Here is a 17425-nt window from a genome sequence, read left to right as displayed (position 1 = left end):
CCCGAGGGGTGCACTTCACCATGTCTCCGGTATAAACCGTAACCTCCAGAATGGACCTTGAAAATACTGGCGATCCCGACAGGATTCGAACCTGTGACCATCGGCTTAGAAGGCCGGTGCTCTATCCAGCTGAGCTACGGGACCGCTGGGCCGACGCCAAGGGCCGGCTGAGTTATGCGCTGGGACGGCTGCCCGGCATTTGCCGGTCAATGTGTCCAGGGCGTCCTGCGGTCATAGCGGAAATTTTCCGCATAGGAAATCTGGCGGCGCTTGGATTCCTTCGGCTCCTCAACACGGTAGGCCAGCCCCTCTTTCTCCGCATAGGCCACCGCCTCTTCCCGGGTATCGAAGGTGAGCCTGATCTGGCTCCGCATGTCACCCGACGTGGTATAGCCCATCAGCGGATCGATTTTCTTGCGCATCTCGGGATCGAATTCCAGCACCCAGTGGCCGGTCTTGGCCTTGCCGGACTGCATCGCGGTTTTGGCTGGGCTGAAAATGCGCGCGGACATGGACACCTCGTTGCTACGTGCAAGCGGCACCGCCGCTGTATTCCCGTCATTACTGCGCAATGCCGCCGGCGGCAAGGCCGCTGCCTGCCGTACCCCTTCGGTACGGCGGGCCACCGACGATGATCGCGCGAGGGTTCACGGCAAAAGAACCCATCCCCTCAATCAGCCTGAGCAGTTTGCTACAACGCAGAACTAACAAGGAGCGGCCACCGCTGTGGACGTTCGCCGGCCTGACCTTGCTAGCAGGCGGGCCTGCGGTTCTCGGCATGCGGCTCGGCAGCCTGGCCTATGCGCCGCAATGGTCGGCGCTGGCGCTTGCCATCGGCGCCGGGACGATCCTGCAGGTCATCGTCGAGGTCGGCGCCTATCTGATGCGCCGCAGCCAGAAGGGTCTCGATGCCTTCTTCACGCCGCCGGTCCTGGGTGGGCTGGCGGCCGGCGTCGCCTTCATGTATGCGACGGCCGCCTTGGTGAAGGTCTGACCGGACAGCAACCTGGGCGCCGAGACGGCGCTACGAAACCGTTGCGCTGGACCCGGCTGGCTGCATTTCCGGCCCCGCTCTCGGCCCGGGCCTACCGTTTGTTCCGTTCTCGTCTTTTCAAGGGGTTGCGCAGCCAAGCCCGCAACCTATAGCCCGCAAGGACTCGGGCCGCGGTAATCAGCTCTTAGCGGGAGCTGCTGACGAGCACGTTGTGTCGGGCGCCCAAGGCGCTTGGCCAATCCCGAAGCAAATCGTTCTCGTCTCGCTTTGGGACAATGGGATTGGCATCTGAATTGCTACATCTGAATTGCTAATTGAGACTCGCCAGCCACAGCGCTTGCGAAGGGGACGGAAATGGGCTTAGCCGAAGACTTGTCTGATGTTGCGCTCACATTCGAATGTCCGGATTGCTCGCATCCGGCGGTAAGGAAGGGCTCCGCGCTAAAAACGATCGCGCACTTCAGATGCGACGGGTGCAACGCCAAGGTGCGGATCACTTATCCGCAGAAGGTAGCGATCTTTGAAAAGCACAAGCTATTGGCCGCCAGAGCGGCGTTGCGATTGGCTAGCTAAGCCTTTCCCAGGTTGTCGGTCGCGCGGATTTCGATGAGAACAAGATGCAGAATTCTGAGGATGATATCGTTGGTGACGGGCTGAGGATCGCTCAATTCAAGCAGCTTTCTTGCTGGCGAAGCGATTGATGTTCCAAGCACCGCCGCCGGTTGACGCGCCGCCGACTAGTTGAACGCGAGCCGGTAGCGCCAGAGGGCGACAAGGCGCGGCTACTTCATTTTTCTATCCATGAGGAGCGCGATGAACAGCCGTTGGACTTTTGGTGGACTTTTCGTGCAACTCCCTGTCACTGTATTGCGTTCGTTCCGTTTTTGTCGTTTCGGGGGTTGCCTTCCAAAGCCCGGAACCCTATAGCCCGCAAGGACTCGGAGTGTAGCGCAGCCTGGTAGCGCATCTGGTTTGGGACCAGAGGGTCGGGAGTTCGAATCTCTCCACTCCGACCATTCATTCACACCGCGACGAGCAGCAGCCGTGCCGGCGCAGCTGCGCCGGACAGCATCTGCGACGGACGAAGCACCCCAGCGACCGACGGGCGGCCCGGATTTCCGGGCGTGCCCGCCTGAAGCTTGCGAAGCGTCAGCCTTGGATGAACGCCAGGAGATCCGGATTGATGATCTCCGGGTGGGTGGTGCACATGCCGTGCGGAAGGCCCTTGTAGACCTTGAGCGTGCCGTGCTTCACCAGCTTGGCTGCAAGCAGAGCGGAGTCGGCAATCGGCACGATCTGGTCGTCATCGCCGTGCATGATCAGGACAGGCACGTCGAGCTTCTTAAGGTCCTCCGTAAAGTCGGTCTCGGAAAAGGCCTCGATGCAGTCGTAATGGGCCTTGGCTCCGCCCATCATGCCCTGGCGCCACCAATTGTCGACAGCCCCTTGCGAGACCTTGGCGCCCTCGCGATTGAAGCCGTAGAACGGGCCGGCCGGCACATCCCTGTAGAACTGGGCGCGGTTGGCGACCAAAGCGGCACGGAAGCCGTCGAAGACCTCGATCGGCAGGCCGCCGGGGTTACTGTCGGTCTTGAGCATGATCGGCGGCACCGCGCCGATCAGCACCGCCTTGGCGACGCGTCCCTCGCCACCGTAGCGGGCAACGTAACGCGCCACCTCGCCGCCGCCGGTCGAGTGGCCGATATGGACGGCGTTCTTGAGATCAAGGTGAGCGACCAGAGCCGCGACATCGGCGGCATAGGTGTCCATCTCGTTACCGGTTGCCGTCTGTGTCGAGCGACCGTGCCCGCGCCGGTCATGCGCGATCACGCGATAGCCCTTGTCGAGGAAGAACAGCATCTGGTTGTCCCAGTCGTCGGCGCTGAGCGGCCAGCCGTGATGGAACACGATTGGCTGCCCTGTGCCCCAATCCTTGTAGAAGATCTCGGTGCCGTCCTTGGTGGTGAATGTGCTCATCGTCGTACTCCTTGATGTGGTTGGCTGAATGGTTGGGGGAAGGTTCGTTCCTTCTGTGGACAAGCTATTGCAACGGAGTCATGGTGAGGATTGGCAAAACAGACATTGTACATGGCAAAACTGACAAATGATTGCGGCGCGTGATCCGGTCGAAATCGGCCTCGTTGTATATCCTGGCGTTCAGGGAGCGGCCGTTCTTGGGCTTACCGATCTCTTCCAGCTGGCCAACCGGCTGGCTGCCGAACGGTCGCCGGACGTGCTGAGGCTTCGTGTCAGCCATTGGCAGTTGCAAGAGGCGAGCCAAACCGTCATCCGCACCTTCGACAGCGAGCCCGGCCCCGGTCATGGACCTGCCATGGTCATCTTGCCTCCGACCCTGGGTGATCCGATTCCGCGCGAGGCGGCCGCGCCCTATGCCGACTGGCTCAGGGCCCGCCATGCGGCGGGCGCGACGCTCGGCTCGGTCTGCGCCGGCGCCTTCGTGCTTGCCGAGACCGGTCTGCTGTCGGGTCGTGCGGCGACCACGCACTGGGCCTATCGCGACGCGCTGGCGATACGCTTCCCCGACATCGTGCTGGATGCGGACAAGCTGGTCATCGACGATGGCGACATTATCACCGCCGGCGGCTACATGGCCTGGACCGATCTCGGCCTGAAGCTCGTCGACAGGGTGCTCGGGCCGACCGTGATGATAGAAACCGCCCGCTTCATGCTGGTGGACCCGCCGGGGCGCGAGCAACGCTTCTATAGCCCCTTTGCTCCCAGGCTGAGCCATCGCGACGAAGCTATCCTCAAAGTGCAGCACTGGCTCCAGGCGAGAGGCGCGCGCGATGTGACGCTTGCCACCATGGCGGAGCATGCGGCCTTGGAGGAGCGGACCTTTTTGCGCCGCTTTCGCAACGCCACCGGCCTCAAGCCGACCGAGTATCGCCAGCACCTGCGCGTCGGCAAGGCGCGTGAGATGCTGGAAGCGACGACCCGATCCATAGACCAGATCGCCTGGGATGTCGGCTATGACGATCCTGGCTCCTTCCGCAAAGTTTTCGCCAGGATAACCGGCCTGGTGCCCGGCGATTACCGCAGGCGCTTCGGCGTGGAACGGGCGGCGCCGCCGGACGGTGGGATCTGAACGTGGCGGCAGTGGCGGCACTGCCCGACGGCTGCGCGAGGCGATCGGACTGAAGCGGAAGCGCGGGTGAGCCAATGACTGACCGATCAATCACGAGTTGCGACGAATGCGGCAGCAGATATTTCGTCGAAAGCAGCGCAATGACCAGCCTTTGTGCTGAATGCGCGTTTCATCTCTATGGATGCCCGCCTGCGAACATCAGTTCGAAAACGGCCGATGCACAGGCTGCGGGTGGAATGGCTCTCGGTCAAAATCTATCGCCGACATTATCTCGTGGGAGAGCTCATAGGCGGGAGCGTCGACCTCGCAGCATTGTCGCGCGCATCTGGCGCAGACAATCCATGTTTAACGAGCGCTTTCGACGAGACGATTTGCCTGTCCCTCAACCTGAGCGCCAAATTCTGCAATGGCAAACGAAATGATGCTGCTTAGGCGTGGCGCCATGCGTCGGTCACGGTGGTAGATGAGAGACATGGGCCGTTCATTCAGGTGCCAATCCGGGAAAAGCCGGACGAGAAGGCCAGCGCGTATATCCGAAGTCAGCAGTATGGATGGTTGCATAATCACGCCCAACCCAGCACGCGCAGCCATGCGGACAGCCTGACCACTATTGACGGTGATCGAGATTTTGGGAGCGACTTCGACCAGATCCTTGCCTTTCGATAGCCTCCAGGGCGACCGGGCTGCAGGGGTAAAGCCGATGGCTTCGTGGACGGAAAGCTCGCGAGGATGATCCGGGGTGCCCATGCGGGCAAGGTAATCCGGTGCAGCACAAATCATCATTCGATAGGGAGCAAGGTGACGAGCAATAAGGCGGCTATCCGGCAACGCTCCAATGCGAAACGCGATGTCGAAGCCTTCTTCCACGATATCGACATTGCGGTCGGTCAATGTGATATCCAGCGTCACGTCAGGGGCAATGTCGCGATAACGCTGCAAAGCTGGCATTAAAACCTCCGTCCCAAAAGTCGTCGGCGCTGTGATCCTCAGTAGCCCGCGAGGTTTCGTCTGAGATGCCTCTGCGTCCTGATCCGCAACAGCCACACGATCCAGGATGTCCCGGCACTGCTCGACATAGCTCGTGCCAAAATCCGTCAAGCTCTGACGGCGGGTGGTCCTATTCAGAAGGCGTGTGCCGAGCCGCTCCTCCAGCGCGGCCACATGTTGCCCCACCATCGCTGGCGATATGCCGAGTTTTGCCGAAGCAGCGCTCATTGAGCCCTCTTGGACCGTCGCGACAAAAACCTGCATGGAGCGAAAAAGAGCCATTCGATACCTCTGCTTTCAAATGAATAAGCGTTTTGCCGAATTATCATGAGATAGCACAGGAATTACGCTGCCATGTTGCAATTCACCGAAGGAACAAAGACATGGCACAAACCAGATTCATGGGCAAAACGGTTCTAGTTACGGGTGCGGGAACGGGTATGGGGCGGGCCGCTGCCCTTCGGCTGGCTGACGAAGGTGCACAGATTGCCCTTGTCGGACGCCGTTACGATCCGATCAGCCAATTGCAGTCGGACATCGAGGCAGCAGGCGGCAACGCAGTCGCGATTGCTTGCGATATTGCTGACAACGATGCAGTCGCGGCGACTGTAGGGAAGATAATTGAACGCTTCGGGAGACTGGATGCCGTATTCGCCAATGCCGGAATTTTGGGCGACTTCAAACAATTGGCAGTGACCGACGCGGATGATTTCGACGTGCTGATCGGCACCAACCTTCGGGGGACGTTCTTTACGATCAAGCATTGCCTGCCGTTTCTGGAAGGCGGCAGCATACTCATCAACGCCTCCTGGACGGCGGGCGCAGTGATGCCGGGGGCCGGGGCTTACGCGAGTACAAAGGGCGCATTGCTTGCCATGATGCGTACGTTCGCGGTCGAGCAAGGCCCTCGGAACATCCGGATCAATGCCATCAATCCGGGTATCATTCTGACCCCGATGGCGGATGATGTCATAGACCCTGTTTTTGCCAAGCGCCTAGCCGCCCACACGCCCCTCCGCCGTAACGGCGTATCAGAAGATATCGCAGGTACAGTTGCTTGGTTACTTTCAGACGATGCAAACTTCGTCACGGGGCAAGAGATCACTGTCGATGGTGGGTACACTATCGGGGGTCTCCGGCCGTAGGTTGATCCACCGACGCACCAATTCTGTCAGCTGTCCCTTGGCCTCTGTAATGGCTACCTGCATCGGCCCCTCTTCTATGGACCATCCTCTGGTTCATATTTACGATGAAAATAGACCATTCAACGGTCCATTATAACGGCCAAGACGGCGCGGTACTGCGATTGTCCGTGAGCGCTGTTGCCAGTGCCGTATACGCGACTGGCCACCCCTCATTGAAGGCAAGCTCGCCGGGAAGAGAACCCCAACCGCCTCAACTCCCGGCGAGCCTACAACCTGATTTGATACGCAATCAGGACCGGGGTTAGCCGGCAAGGCTGACGTTGCAAGATGGATGCCAGTCATCGTTTCCCGAAATGGGACACCGGCAGGGGTGGTCATTTTCCGCATTCGACCAATCGGTGTTCGACTTTGACGTAGCGTCCGGCGTCGTGTCATCCTGCGGGAACGGCGGGACGCCGATGTGAGGCGGGGCAAGTAGAATGAATGCTTCCTACCCTGGTGAAGAGGCAACAGCCGAACAGGTATTGGGACTCGCAAGCGAATTCAGAAATGCAGCGATCCGCCTGCTGGAACATCGACGCAAGGGTAACGCGCTTTCCCTGGTGCCCTGCCGTTTCACCGCCCTTCACGCAATCGAACTCTACCTCAATGCCCATCTCCTGCTGACTGGTTCTGATCATAAGGCGTTGCGTGGCCTGCAGCACGATTTTGCGACACGTACCGCAAAGGCGATCGCCTCGGGACTGGTCCTGCGGAAACGCACGGCACACCATCTGTCCCAACTTACTGGAAACCGAGAATATTTAGTGACGCGATACGGTCCAGAGATGACCACCGCCCTGTCGCAAATCAACAGGCTGATAGCGACCTTAAATGAAGTTGCGGCGAAAGTGGAAGAGCCTGCGGCCCTCCGAGGCAGCACGCCAAAGCCCACTACAGTCTAAATCTCGAACTCGCCCTGCCCCTCATCCATGGCGCTGACGGTTTCGGCGGCGAGCGCCCTCGTGATCGGCGTCTTGCGCTCGAGCGCGGTGCGATCCAGCCGCTCCACCACCCGCATCGCGGTGGCCAGCGAGCGCTCAATGCGGCGCACCAAATATTGCACGACATGCGGCTCGACCTCGACCTGGCGGTCGGCGAACAGTTTGGTGATGACGCCGGCCAGCAAGTGATCGTCGGGCTCGTGGATCTCGACCGTCGCCGCCGCCTTCAGCCGCGAAGCGAGGTCCGGAAGCCTGACGCCCCAGGCGGACGGAAAGCGCCGCGCGGTCAGCAGCAAGGTCGAGCCGGCCCCGCGCACCGCGTTGATCAGATGGAACAGCCCCTCTTCATCGACCGGACCGGCATCGACATCGTCGATCAGGGCCGGCCGCGCGCCGAGGCTGGCCATGCAGTCGCCGATCCGCCCGGCGTCGACTTTCACTGCGCCGGCGCGGGCGCGCCAGATCGAGGCCAGGTGGGTTTTTCCAGAGCCCGCCGGACCGGCGAGCACAACCACCGGCGACGGCCAGTCCGGCCAGCGATCGACCAGCGCCACCGCCTGGCTGTTGGTGCCGGAGACGACGAGTTCGTCGCGCGAATAGCCGGTGCCGTGGCCGAGATCGAGCGGTAACTGGCGCGGCGGGTCGATCTTGTTGTTGTCCGGCATCTGGCTCAACTGCGCGGTCCACCGCTCCCGCGGCGACGCGCCGGCAGCGGCGGGACAGGTTCGGTACTGTGGCCCTTGTAGAGCGGCGACTCCAGGTATCGAGCGATGGCAAAACGCACCAGAACGGCAACCGCAGCCGAGGCCGGCACGGCGATCAGCAAGCCGACGAAGCCGAACAGCGCGCCGAAGGCAAACAGCGAAAACATCAGCCACACCGGATGCAGGCCGACGCTTTTGCCGACCAGCCTCGGCTGCAGGATGTTGCCCTCGATGAACTGGCCGACGAAGAACACGCCGGCCACCGCCGCGACCATGGTCCAGTCCGGCCAGAACTGAACGAAGGCGACGCCGACGGCCAGCACCAGCCCGGTCAGCGAGCCGACATAGGGAATGAAGGAGATCAGCCCGGCGAACAGGCCGATGAGGATGCCGAAATTCAGGCCGGTCAAGGTCAGGCCGGTGGCGTACATGGCGCCCAACACCAGGCACAGCGTGCCCTGGCCGCGCACAAAGCCGGCGGTGGCGGTGTTGATGTCGTTGGCGATTGCCCTGACGGTCTGGACATAGTCGCGCGGCACCCAGCTGTCGACGATCGCCACCATGCGGTCCCAGTCGAGCAGCATGTAGAAGGCGACGACGGGCGTGACGACGAACAGGCTGACCACCGACACCAGCGCCACGCCGGAGCTCCAGATCGAGGTGAACACCGTGGTCAGGAGGCCGAAGCCGGAGGTCAGCAGCGAGTTCAACCCTTCGCGCAGGCCATTGGCGTCGACGCCGAATTGCTCTTCCAGCCATCTCGGATCGAAGCTGGTGATCAGGCTCTGCAGCCGGGTCAGGTATTCCGGCAGCTTGCTGGCGAAATCGGCCATCTGCGAAGCCAACACCGGAATGAGGATGACGAAGGCCAGCACCAGAACGACGATGAAGGCAAACAGGATGACAATCGTCGCCATCAGCCTGGACAGGCCGAGCCGCTGCAGCCGGTCGGCGACCGGGTCGAGGAAGTAGGCTAGCACCATGCCGGCGACGAACGGCAGCAGGATGCCGCTGAAGACATAGAGGAAGATCGCGAGGATGATGGCGCTGATCAGCCAGAAGCGGATCTGGCGGCGAAACACGCCGGACGCGGCAGCATCGGCGGCCGCAGCCTCGGCTGCCGCGTCGATGTCCTGGTCAGGTGTCCGGTGTGGAGCCTTCGCCATAGCCGCTCATATGCCTCAGCCAAGCCACGAGATAGGCCGCGGCCGAAGCCACGGTCAAGACCCCGGACAGCAATATGAGCACCGGCCTGAGCGGATCGAGATCGAGGGCGAGGGCCAGTTCGCCCAGCACCACCGCCGCCAGCCCGATCTGGATGGCAGTGTTGGCCTTCGACACGAACAGCGGCTTCATCTCGACCGGATGGGCCATGACGGTTGACAGAACGACGGCGCAGACGATCAGTGCATCGCGCGACACCATGGTGACGACCAGCCACAGCGGCAATTCACCGATGAAGCCCAGCACCACGAACACCGAGACCAGCAGCAATTTGTCGGCCATCGGATCGAGATAGGCGCCAAGCTGGGAAAACTGATTGAAATGGCGGGCAATGAAGCCGTCGACGCCGTCGGAAATGCCGGCAATCAGGAAGCCGGCAAAAGCCCAGTCCCAGCGCGCCTGCAGCATGGCCAGCACCACGCCCGGCACCAGCACGAAACGCATGATCGTGATCATGTTGGGGATGGTCAAACGCATATCCCGTCGCTTCTGTTTTGATGATACATGATGGAGATGGGAGGCTAGGGCAAGTGAGAGCGACGCAGAAGCTGCCAATCTCGCCCCTTGTGGAGGAGAGATTGGCTGTGTTCAAGGCTTTCGCCAATCGCCAATGTTGGAGATTTGCCTGAAGCCTCTGTCCACTCTTTTGTGATGCCGAAAGTGCCTGAGCCAGCCGTTATCCTTGCGAGGCGCAGCCGTTCATGCGAAGAGCCCCGGAAAGCAGGAAAGAGTGATGAGCAAGCGCAAGAACGGGCTCACCTATGCCGAGGCGGGTGTCGACATCGATGCCGGCAATCTCATGGTCGAGAAGATCAAGCCGCTGGTGCGCGCGACGCGCCGGCCGGGCGCCGATGGCGAGATCGGCGGCTTTGGCGGCCTGTTCGACCTCAAGGCCGCCGGCTTCATCGACCCGGTGCTGGTCGCCGCCAACGACGGCGTCGGCACCAAGCTGAAGATCGCCATCGATGCCGGCAAGCACGACACGATCGGCATCGACCTCGTCGCCATGTGCGTCAACGACATCGTCGTGCAGGGCGCAGAGCCATTGTTCTTCCTCGACTATTTCGCCACCGGCAAGCTCGACCCCGACCAGGGTGCGGCGATCGTTGGCGGCATCGCCGAGGGCTGCCGGCAGGCCGGATGCGCGCTGATCGGCGGCGAGACGGCGGAAATGCCCGGCATGTATCACGGCAACGACTACGACCTTGCCGGCTTTGCCGTGGGCGCGGCCGAACGCGGCCAACTGCTGCCGACCGACGACATCGTCGAGGGCGACGTGCTGTTGGGACTGGCCTCGTCGGGGCTGCATTCAAATGGCTTTTCGCTGGTCCGCCGCATCGTCGCCACCAGCGGCCTTGCGTGGACCGATCCAGCGCCCTTCAACGATGAAGCCACGCTGGCCGAGGCGCTGCTCGAGCCGACCCGCATCTACGTCAAGTCGATCCTCAAGGCGATCCGTAACACGCATGGCATCAAGGCGCTGGCCCATATCACCGGCGGCGGTTTCCCGGAAAACATCCCGCGCGTCCTGCCGAAGGATTTTTCCGCCGAGCTCGACCTCGACGCCATCGAAGTGCCGGCGGTGTTCTCATGGCTGGCCAAGACCGGCGGCGTGGCGCCCGAAGAGATGATGCGCACCTTCAACTGCGGCGTCGGCATGATCCTCGCCGTCGCCTCCGGCCAGGCGGCACAGGTCGCGGCCGTGCTGCAGGAGGCCGGTGAGAGCGTGACGCCGATCGGCCGCATCGTGCCGCGCCGCAACGCCGGCGTGATCTATCGGGGCTCGATCGGCCTATGAGCGCGCGCAAACGCACCGTGGTGCTGATTTCGGGACGCGGCTCCAACATGACGGCGCTGATTGCCGCGGCCAGCAACTCGGACTATCCGGCCGAGATCGTCGGCGTCATTTCCGACCGGGCCAATGCCGCCGGTCTCGGTATCGCGGCGGCGCGCGGCATCGCCACCAAGGTGATTTCGCGAGCGGACTATAGCAGCAAGGAAGCGCATGACGGGGCGATCGACGCCGCACTTGTCTCGTTCGGCGCCGAGATCGTGGCGCTGGCCGGTTTCATGCGCATCCTCGGCGCGCGCTTCGTCGAGAAATGGCTGGGACGGATGATCAATATCCACCCTGCCCTGTTGCCGGCCTTCAAGGGGCTGGATACGCATGCGCGAGCTATCCGCGCGGGCATCCGCATCCATGGCTGCACGGTGCATTTCGTCACGCTGGACATGGATGACGGCCCGATCATCGCCCAGGCCGCCGTGCCGGTGATGGTCGGCGACAATGAGGATACGCTCGCCGCGCGCGTGCTGAAGGCCGAGCACCGGCTTTATCCGCTGGCGCTCGGGCTGGTCGCCGAAGGCAAGGCACGGATGGAAGGCGGCCGCACCGTGCTGGCCCACTTCGCCGACGATGCCGACAACAGCACCTCCGTGGTGATGGCGCCCGATCCGCTGCGCGAGGAGACCGACCTCGAGCATCTGGCGCGCATCACGCCATGAGCAGGACAAGGCTGGCATGACGACAACGAAGCAACTCCTTCTTCTGCGTCATGCCAAGTCGAGCTGGGACGATCCTGACCTTATCGACTTCGACCGGCCGCTTTCCGGGCGCGGGCTGAAGGCCGCGCCGCTGGTCGGGCGCGAACTGGCCAGGCAGGGCTGGCTGCCGGACCTGGCGCTGGTGTCGCCCGCGTTGCGCACCCGCGACACATGGCGGCTGGTCTCGGCGGAATTGCCGGCGAAAACGCCGGCCAAATTTGTCCAGGCGCTCTACGAGGCCGGTGCGGCAGACATTCTCGCCAAGGTACGGCAGGCAAAAGCGGCAACAAGCAGCCTTTTGGTGATTGGCCATAATCCCGGCCTGGAGGAATTCGCGCGCCGGCTTGCGGGCGCCGGATCGGATGCCGCGGCACTCAAAAAGCTTGAAGAGAAATTCCCGACGGCAGCCCTGGCCCGCTTCGTTTTCGACGGTGACTGGGCACGGCTGGCCCTCGGCGATGCGCGGCTGACACACTGCGTTTGGCCGAAGGACCTGCGCTAAACGAGGGCTGTGACTTGATATACAAAAGCAAGAACGGCGGGCCAAGCCCGCCGCTCTTTGAGTTCCGAAGCTTGAGGATTTAGCGGCCCCAGTTGCCCCGGCCGGACTGAGGCACGACCGGTTCAGTCGTGCCGGGCTGGATCGTCGCGTTGGTATTGACGGTATTGTGCTCGGCTGTAAACGGCTTGCGGATCGAACCCGTGAACATATTGTCGACAACAGGCGCATTGCCAACAGGCGCGGCCGGCTGGTTGACGCCGTCCGAACCATAATGGTCGCTGCCGGCAAAGGCGCTGCCCGTGGCAATGAGGATGGCGGCAGCGGTGAGAGCAATCTTGGTCATTTCAGGTACTCCAGTACTTTCATACTTTCAGTATTGTTGTCCGTCTCGTGGCGTGCCTTGGGAGGATTTCGCGTCGCTCGGACCACCCCGAGGTGGGTTGGCCATGCAGCAGTTTCCAATCACAAAGATGTTCCGGCCACGCCCTGAACCGGGTGCTTGAAATCCGCTAAAAGGCTTCCTTCGCCACAATCTTTGAACTTCTTCTCAATGCTTTAGGCGAATACGTCTGCCGCGCGGCCTGGCCATTTGCTGAGCCGACGTTCACTCTGTCTTGCACAATGCGTCAACAAAAACGAACCGATCGGTTCGATTTCCTGCACAAATGAAATCGCAGATCCGCCGGTTTTGCGCTGCCGCTCTAGACGTGCACGTCACCAAAGGAGAGTTCGCCCTCGTCGCCGGCGGTCAGGAACGCCGTGACCAGCAGGCCGGCATAGAAGGCGGCGACCAGCACGACGATGACCACGCCGGGAATGGGCCCCAGGGCCGCGCCGGCAACGGCCTCGCGCACCGAACTGACGAAGTCGATGCGGACACCTTCGGTTAAAAGACTGGGGGTCGACAGTTTGAGGATCCAGGCCAGCAGCAAGATCAGCAGCATGTGGATGTAGTTTCGACGCAGACGGCGCGCCAACGCCGCTCGTTGCGAAATGAGGAATTTTGGAGCGCGCAGGCTTTCGCCGACGACCAACAGCCAATCGGACGCGAAGTCCGGCTGTGGCGAGAATATCTGCGCGAAATAGTGCCGTTCGAACTGGCGCACACGGGCCCGGTAAACGTCGAAGAAGCGATATCGCCGCGCTTCTATCCACAGCAGCAACAGGACAAGCAGCATAGCAAAAAGCAGCACGCCGTGATGCGCGCTGGCTGTCGAAAGCGAGATGGACAACATCGCCGCAACGACCGTTATCGCCCAATTGCTCGTCCGGTCCAGGCGGTCGCGCCACCCCGTCATGCGCAGAATCTCGGCGCGATGAAAGTGCGACATCGTGGTCACGAGTTCGCCGGGCGAAAGCGTTCTTCCAATGGGGTCCGGCGCTGCCAACGCTTCTGCCATCACCATGTCTCCACCCGCCACGCAAAAACGGCTGGATGGATATATCGTTCCGAAGCGTCAATTGGCCGGGCGCAGCCAGACCTTGTTGTCGTGGAACGCAGCACCGCCATAGGGCGCCGGCGCGTCGGCACCGGTCAGGACGTTGATGCCCTCGCCGCGCTCGTGGGCGCTGTTGGGCCAGATGCCTTCGGCGACCACGACGCCGCGCTTGATGCCGTCGAACAATCTTGCATGCAGCACGACTTCGCCGCGCACATTGCCGATCTCGACGCGGTCGCCATTGTCCAGCCCATAGGCTGCAGCATCGTCCGGATGCAAAAGCAGTTCCGGCCGGCCCTCCTTGGCCTTCGACACCGGCGTCTCCGAAAAAGTCGAGTTGAGGAAATTGCGCGCCGGCGAGGTGGTCAGCCGGAACGGATGCGCCGCATCCGCCACCTCGATCAGGTCGACGTGGTCGGGGAATTCCGGCAGGCTTGCCACCGGCCCCAACAGGCCCATGCTTTTCGGCGGCCGGTTGGGCGCCGCCTGCCCGATCCAGTCGGCGCGGAAGCGGAATTTTCCGTCCGCGTGGCCGAAGCCATCGACAAAATGCGCCGCCTCGAAGTCCGGCTGCAAATCGACCCATTTTTCTCGCCTGAGGCTCGCAAAACTACCCAGGCCGCGCTTGCCCAAAATGATGTCGATGTGCTGCTGCTCGGTCATGCCGAAGCCAGGCTTGTCGCCAACACCGAGCCTTTTACCGAGTTCCTCGATGACGAAATGGTTGCTGCGCGGCCCTTCCGGCGGGTCGATCAGCTTCGGACCGAGCGTGATGTGCTGGTTGCCGCCGCCTTTGTAGACATCGTCATGCTCTAAAAACATCGTCGCCGGCAGCACGACATCGGCGAGTTTTGCGGTGTCGGTCATGAACTGTTCGTGCACGCAGGAAAACAGGTCGTCGCGCAGAAAACCCTGCTTCACCAGCCGCTGCTCCGGCGCAACATTGACCGGATTGGTGTTCTGGATCAGCAGCGCGGTCACCGGCGGGCCGCCATAGAGCGCGTCCGCCGCCCCGGTCAGCACCGGGCCGATGCGCGAATGGTCGAGGTGGCGGATCGCGGGGTCGCGCATCCGCGTGCCTTCCAGCAGTTCCTGGTTCAGCTTGAAGATGCCCGAATTGGAATGGAAGGCGCCGCCGCCCTCATATTGCCAGCAGCCGGTGACCGCGGCGATCGAGGCCGCGGCATGCATGTTGACCGAGCCGTTGCGCTGGCGCGAGAAGCCGTAGCCGAGGCGGAAATAAGTCTTCTTCGTCGTGCCGACGAGGCGAGCAAAGGTCTCGATCTCGTCGACCGAAAGCCCGGTGATATCAGCCGCCCATTGCGGCGTCCTCGTCTGAAGATGCGCTTCCAGACCGTGCGGGTCGTCGGTGTATTTTTCCAAATAGGCGCGGTCGGCCATGCCGTCACGGAACAGCACATGCATCACCGCGCAGGCCAGCGCGCCATCGGTGCCGGGCTTCAGCATCAGGCCGAGATCGGCCTGCTTCATCGTCGCGTTTTCATAAACGTCGATGACGACGATCTTGGCGCCGCGTTCCTTGCGCGCCTTGATCGCGTGGGTCATTACGTTGACCTGAGTGACCACGGCATTGGTGCCCCAGATCACCACGCAGTCGGACTTGGCCATCTCGCGCGGGTCGGGACCGCGCAGCGCGCCGGCGCCCATCATCCAGCCGGTCCAGGCCAGATTGGTGCAGATTGAACCGAAGAAGCCGGAGTATTTTTTCGCGTGGCGCAGCCGCTCGATGCCGTCGCGCTGCACCAGCCCCATCGTGCCGGCATAGTAATATGGCCAGACCGTCTCCGAGCCGTATTTTGCCTCGGCCGCGATGAACTTTTCGGCGACGAGGTCGAGTGCGGCCTCCCAGCTCGCTTCCTTCCAAAGGCCCTCACCCTTGGCGCCGGCACGGATCAGCGGCTTCAGCAAGCGGTCGGGATGATGGACGCGGTCGGCGTAACGGGCGACCTTGGCGCAGATGACGCCGGATGTGTAGGTGTTGGCCCTGGCGCCATGGACGCGGCCGATGCGCTTGCTGTCGAGCAGCTCGACCTCGAGCGCGCAGGTTGACGGGCAATCATGCGGACAGGCCGAATGGCCGATCCTGAGCTTGGCGTGCTGATTCATGGGAGCAGACTAGTCGGTTGCGAAAGCGGCGTGTAGGGCCAGATGCAGCGCTAACTTGCTTCTCCTTGCTGAGGCAAGCTGAAAATCTGGCGACCGCCAGCGCGGAGCCGTTAGAACTGCGGCGTCAACGCCGTCAGCCACTCGGGCGAAGCGTTGACGAGTGCGGTTTCCAACGCCTTGTCGAACCCAGACAGAATCGCGGCGGCGGTCATCACCAGCAAGACGCCTAACGCGACCTTCAGCCCGCTGCCGGCGCCGGCGATGTGGCTGCGCCAACTCAGCAAGGTCTCGCGGGACATTAGTCCGAGGATCAGCAACGGCACGGCAGCACCGAGACCAAACAGGACCATGGTGACCCCAACCTGGCCAAGGTCTTGGCCCTGCGCTGCAAGGACGGAAGCGGCACCGAGAGTCGGGCCAACGCAAGGGCTCCACACCGCGCCGAGCAGCAGACCGACGCCGAACTGCCCCCAAAGGCCAACGGAGGAAAAGGCGCCAAACCGCTGCTCGACCCAGTTGCCGGCCGGACCGGCCGCAAGCGCGATATGCGCCTGGAATGCCGGCACGATCAATATCGTGCCGAGGACGAGCATCAGAACTGCGGCGGCGCTGCGAAAGACACCGCCGTCAAGCCCGACGGAGAACCCGATCGTGGCGACGAAAAGCCCTATGGCCGTGAAGGACATGGCAAGTCCTGCGGCCAGCGCGATGGGGCCATAGCGATGCTGACTGACGGCAGCACCGAGCACGACCGGGATCAGCGGCAGCACGCATGGCGACAGCGTCGACAGCACCCCGGCCAGGAACGAAAATATGAAGCCGAGTAGCATCGCCGCCGCTCAGATCGTTTTATCAAGCAATTGCTTGATGGCATCCGCCTTGGTCACGCCAACAAGCCGACCGACTTCCGTTGCGCCCTTGAAGGTGATCAGCGTGCTCTGCATCCGCGCACCAAGAGCCCGAACAACCTCTTTTTGGGAATCGAAATCGACTTCGAAAACGGCCAGGTTTGCGTGCTCGGGCGCAGGCAGCAACTGGCCGAGCACCCGCTTCTGCGCCTTGCAGATCGGACACCAGCTGGCGGTGATCTCGACCAGGATCGGCTTGCCTGCCTTTTGCGCCTCTTCGAAGGCCTGCCGTGTGTAGGCCATGCGGCTGGCAGCCAGCGCCGGAGCCGAGGCGAGGCCCGATATTGCGGTCAGGCCGATGAGGAAGGTGCGACGGTCTAGCATTTCTTGACTCCTGAAGGTGTCGGCGGGCAAGTAATCCCGCCATGGCGGACATGAGGATACGGTCCGTTGTTCGCGCCAGCGACGGCGAACGTTACAGGCTCGCGGTAATGTTACCGAGGCCGCCCTTCGCTTGTGTCCACGTGCATTCGACGCCGTCAGCAGCCATCAGGTTGCTCACGCCAAGCGCACCAGTGGCTTCAGCAAGCGCTCGGGATGATGGACGCGGCGGCGTAACGGGCGACCTTGGCGCAGATGACGCCTGATGTATACGTATTGGCCTTGGCGCCGTGGACGGGGCCGATGCGCTTGTTGTCGAGCAGCTCGACCTCGAGCGCGCAGGTCGACGGGCAATCATGCGGACAGGCCGAATGGCCGATTCTGAGGTTGGGTTGGTGATTCATGAGGCCAAACTAGCCGTTTATGGCGGCGGCGTGTAGG

18 protein-coding genes, 2 tRNA genes and 1 pseudogene are annotated in these 17425 nt (G+C 62.3%); 8 read left to right on the top strand and 13 right to left on the bottom strand.

The genetic code is table 11. The features are described from left to right. Positions 1-67: 67 nt before the first annotated feature. Positions 68-144 (bottom strand) — tRNA-Arg (locus BQ8482_RS32665). A 62-nt stretch (positions 145-206) separates the two neighbouring features. Further along, positions 207-512 carry an ETC complex I subunit gene (locus BQ8482_RS32660; protein WP_027152615.1) on the bottom strand — a complete coding sequence of 102 codons (306 nt, stop codon included), beginning with the start codon at positions 510-512 and terminating at the stop codon, positions 207-209. A 266-nt stretch (positions 513-778) separates the two neighbouring features. On the opposite strand from BQ8482_RS32660, the gene BQ8482_RS32655 reads away from it, so the two are divergent. Both BQ8482_RS32655 and BQ8482_RS32645 read left to right on the top strand, forming a co-directional pair. Further along, positions 779-994, top strand: a complete 216-nt coding sequence (locus tag BQ8482_RS32655) for a hypothetical protein (protein WP_425294160.1) — start codon at positions 779-781, stop codon at positions 992-994. A 939-nt stretch (positions 995-1933) separates the two neighbouring features. Next, positions 1934-2010 (top strand) — tRNA-Pro (locus BQ8482_RS32645). Between the two features lie 133 nt (positions 2011-2143). Here the strand turns inward: BQ8482_RS32645 and BQ8482_RS32640 are convergent. Then, positions 2144-2971, bottom strand: a complete 828-nt coding sequence (locus BQ8482_RS32640; RefSeq protein WP_123151300.1) for an alpha/beta fold hydrolase — start codon at positions 2969-2971, stop codon at positions 2144-2146. Positions 2972-3098: 127 nt separating this feature from the next. Between BQ8482_RS32640 and BQ8482_RS32635 the strand changes: the two genes are divergently transcribed. Continuing rightward, positions 3099-4100, top strand: a complete 1002-nt coding sequence (locus tag BQ8482_RS32635) for a GlxA family transcriptional regulator (protein ID WP_123151299.1) — start codon at positions 3099-3101, stop codon at positions 4098-4100. 345 nt (positions 4101-4445) lie between these two features. On the opposite strand, the gene BQ8482_RS32625 is transcribed toward BQ8482_RS32635, so the two are convergent. After that, on the bottom strand, positions 4446-5369 hold the full coding sequence (locus BQ8482_RS32625) for a LysR family transcriptional regulator (RefSeq protein ID WP_123151298.1): 924 nt from the start codon (positions 5367-5369) through the stop codon (positions 4446-4448). Between the two features lie 101 nt (positions 5370-5470). Here BQ8482_RS32625 and BQ8482_RS32620 point away from each other — a divergent pair, with 101 nt between their 5' ends. Both BQ8482_RS32620 and BQ8482_RS32615 read left to right on the top strand, forming a co-directional pair. Further along, entirely contained in the window at positions 5471-6232 is a 762-nt protein-coding gene (locus tag BQ8482_RS32620; protein WP_123151297.1) for an SDR family NAD(P)-dependent oxidoreductase, read from the top strand. A 479-nt stretch (positions 6233-6711) separates the two neighbouring features. Continuing rightward, the gene (locus BQ8482_RS32615; RefSeq protein ID WP_095483248.1) at positions 6712-7176 is read left to right on the top strand and encodes a hypothetical protein; all 465 of its coding nucleotides are present in this window, start codon (positions 6712-6714) and stop codon (positions 7174-7176) included. On the opposite strand, the gene hdaA is transcribed toward BQ8482_RS32615, so the two are convergent. From hdaA to BQ8482_RS32600, 3 genes are read right to left on the bottom strand one after another with little or no spacing between them, the layout of a single operon-like run. After that, positions 7173-7880, bottom strand: a complete 708-nt coding sequence (gene hdaA, locus BQ8482_RS32610; protein ID WP_123151296.1) for a DnaA regulatory inactivator HdaA — start codon at positions 7878-7880, stop codon at positions 7173-7175. The genes BQ8482_RS32615 and hdaA overlap by 4 nt on opposite strands. Before the next feature lie 5 nt (positions 7881-7885). Then, positions 7886-9085 (bottom strand): AI-2E family transporter, encoded by a 1200-nt coding sequence (locus BQ8482_RS32605; RefSeq protein WP_123151295.1) that lies wholly within the window; start codon positions 9083-9085, stop codon positions 7886-7888. Further along, complete coding sequence (locus BQ8482_RS32600; protein WP_123151303.1) at positions 9057-9614, bottom strand: CDP-alcohol phosphatidyltransferase family protein; 558 nt, start codon at positions 9612-9614, stop codon at positions 9057-9059. Before BQ8482_RS32600 ends, BQ8482_RS32605 begins: the two co-directional genes overlap by 29 nt. Positions 9615-9876: 262 nt before the next feature. On the opposite strand from BQ8482_RS32600, the gene purM reads away from it, so the two are divergent. The 3 genes from purM to BQ8482_RS32585 are packed head-to-tail and all read left to right on the top strand — an operon-like array spanning position 9877 to position 12189. After that, positions 9877-10941, top strand: a complete 1065-nt coding sequence (gene purM / locus BQ8482_RS32595) for a phosphoribosylformylglycinamidine cyclo-ligase (protein WP_123151294.1) — start codon at positions 9877-9879, stop codon at positions 10939-10941. Beyond that, entirely contained in the window at positions 10938-11648 is a 711-nt protein-coding gene (gene purN / locus BQ8482_RS32590; RefSeq protein ID WP_123151293.1) for a phosphoribosylglycinamide formyltransferase, read from the top strand. Before purM ends, purN begins: the two co-directional genes overlap by 4 nt. Before the next feature lie 16 nt (positions 11649-11664). Beyond that, positions 11665-12189, top strand: coding sequence for a SixA phosphatase family protein (locus BQ8482_RS32585; protein WP_123151292.1), 525 nt, complete (start codon positions 11665-11667; stop codon positions 12187-12189). A gap of 79 nt (positions 12190-12268) precedes the next feature. On the opposite strand, the gene BQ8482_RS32580 is transcribed toward BQ8482_RS32585, so the two are convergent. The 6 genes and pseudogenes from BQ8482_RS32580 to BQ8482_RS32555 all read right to left on the bottom strand — a co-directional run. Further along, positions 12269-12532, bottom strand: a complete 264-nt coding sequence (locus tag BQ8482_RS32580; RefSeq protein WP_123151291.1) for a DUF680 domain-containing protein — start codon at positions 12530-12532, stop codon at positions 12269-12271. Between the two features lie 358 nt (positions 12533-12890). Beyond that, positions 12891-13589 carry a DUF2270 domain-containing protein gene (locus tag BQ8482_RS32575; protein ID WP_123151302.1) on the bottom strand — a complete coding sequence of 233 codons (699 nt, stop codon included), beginning with the start codon at positions 13587-13589 and terminating at the stop codon, positions 12891-12893. Positions 13590-13646: 57 nt separating this feature from the next. Continuing rightward, positions 13647-15755: a molybdopterin-containing oxidoreductase family protein gene (locus BQ8482_RS32570; protein WP_123151290.1), complete on the bottom strand. Its 2109-nt coding sequence runs from the start codon at positions 15753-15755 to the stop codon at positions 13647-13649. A 110-nt stretch (positions 15756-15865) separates the two neighbouring features. Then, positions 15866-16585 carry a cytochrome c biogenesis CcdA family protein gene (locus BQ8482_RS32565; protein ID WP_123151289.1) on the bottom strand — a complete coding sequence of 240 codons (720 nt, stop codon included), beginning with the start codon at positions 16583-16585 and terminating at the stop codon, positions 15866-15868. Positions 16586-16594: 9 nt separating this feature from the next. After that, entirely contained in the window at positions 16595-16987 is a 393-nt protein-coding gene (locus BQ8482_RS32560; RefSeq protein ID WP_123151288.1) for a thioredoxin family protein, read from the bottom strand. A 183-nt stretch (positions 16988-17170) separates the two neighbouring features. After that, positions 17171-17388 (bottom strand): annotated as a pseudogene (locus BQ8482_RS32555) (molybdopterin oxidoreductase family protein); the annotation flags it as partial. Between the last annotated feature and the right edge of the window lie 37 nt (positions 17389-17425).

Origin of the sequence: Mesorhizobium delmotii, from assembly GCF_900149755.1 — a bacterium.
GTDB classification, from domain to species: domain Bacteria; phylum Pseudomonadota; class Alphaproteobacteria; order Rhizobiales; family Rhizobiaceae; genus Mesorhizobium; species Mesorhizobium delmotii.
The sequence above is the reverse complement of the archived record's forward strand: the minus strand, read 5'-3'. Positions and strand labels throughout refer to the sequence as shown.

What these genes read in the sequence shown, in the direction of transcription:
- BQ8482_RS32625 (WP_123151298.1), bottom strand. Translation starts at nt 5,369, where the DNA reads ATGGCTCTTTTTCGCTCCATGCAGGTTTTTGTCGCGACGGTCCAAGAG.
- BQ8482_RS32620 (WP_123151297.1), top strand. Translation starts at nt 5,471, where the DNA reads ATGGCACAAACCAGATTCATGGGCAAAACGGTTCTAGTTACGGGTGCG.
- BQ8482_RS32570 (WP_123151290.1), bottom strand. Translation starts at nt 15,755, where the DNA reads ATGAATCAGCACGCCAAGCTCAGGATCGGCCATTCGGCCTGTCCGCAT.
- BQ8482_RS32580 (WP_123151291.1), bottom strand. Translation starts at nt 12,532, where the DNA reads ATGACCAAGATTGCTCTCACCGCTGCCGCCATCCTCATTGCCACGGGC.
- BQ8482_RS32660 (WP_027152615.1), bottom strand. Translation starts at nt 512, where the DNA reads ATGTCCGCGCGCATTTTCAGCCCAGCCAAAACCGCGATGCAGTCCGGC.
- BQ8482_RS32575 (WP_123151302.1), bottom strand. Translation starts at nt 13,589, where the DNA reads ATGGCAGAAGCGTTGGCAGCGCCGGACCCCATTGGAAGAACGCTTTCG.
- BQ8482_RS32565 (WP_123151289.1), bottom strand. Translation starts at nt 16,585, where the DNA reads ATGCTACTCGGCTTCATATTTTCGTTCCTGGCCGGGGTGCTGTCGACG.
- purN (WP_123151293.1), top strand. Translation starts at nt 10,938, where the DNA reads ATGAGCGCGCGCAAACGCACCGTGGTGCTGATTTCGGGACGCGGCTCC.
- BQ8482_RS32615 (WP_095483248.1), top strand. Translation starts at nt 6,712, where the DNA reads ATGAATGCTTCCTACCCTGGTGAAGAGGCAACAGCCGAACAGGTATTG.
- BQ8482_RS32655 (WP_425294160.1), top strand. Translation starts at nt 779, where the DNA reads ATGCGGCTCGGCAGCCTGGCCTATGCGCCGCAATGGTCGGCGCTGGCG.
- BQ8482_RS32560 (WP_123151288.1), bottom strand. Translation starts at nt 16,987, where the DNA reads ATGCTAGACCGTCGCACCTTCCTCATCGGCCTGACCGCAATATCGGGC.
- BQ8482_RS32605 (WP_123151295.1), bottom strand. Translation starts at nt 9,085, where the DNA reads ATGGCGAAGGCTCCACACCGGACACCTGACCAGGACATCGACGCGGCA.
- purM (WP_123151294.1), top strand. Translation starts at nt 9,877, where the DNA reads ATGAGCAAGCGCAAGAACGGGCTCACCTATGCCGAGGCGGGTGTCGAC.
- BQ8482_RS32640 (WP_123151300.1), bottom strand. Translation starts at nt 2,971, where the DNA reads ATGAGCACATTCACCACCAAGGACGGCACCGAGATCTTCTACAAGGAT.
- BQ8482_RS32635 (WP_123151299.1), top strand. Translation starts at nt 3,099, where the DNA reads ATGATTGCGGCGCGTGATCCGGTCGAAATCGGCCTCGTTGTATATCCT.
- hdaA (WP_123151296.1), bottom strand. Translation starts at nt 7,880, where the DNA reads ATGCCGGACAACAACAAGATCGACCCGCCGCGCCAGTTACCGCTCGAT.
- BQ8482_RS32585 (WP_123151292.1), top strand. Translation starts at nt 11,665, where the DNA reads ATGACGACAACGAAGCAACTCCTTCTTCTGCGTCATGCCAAGTCGAGC.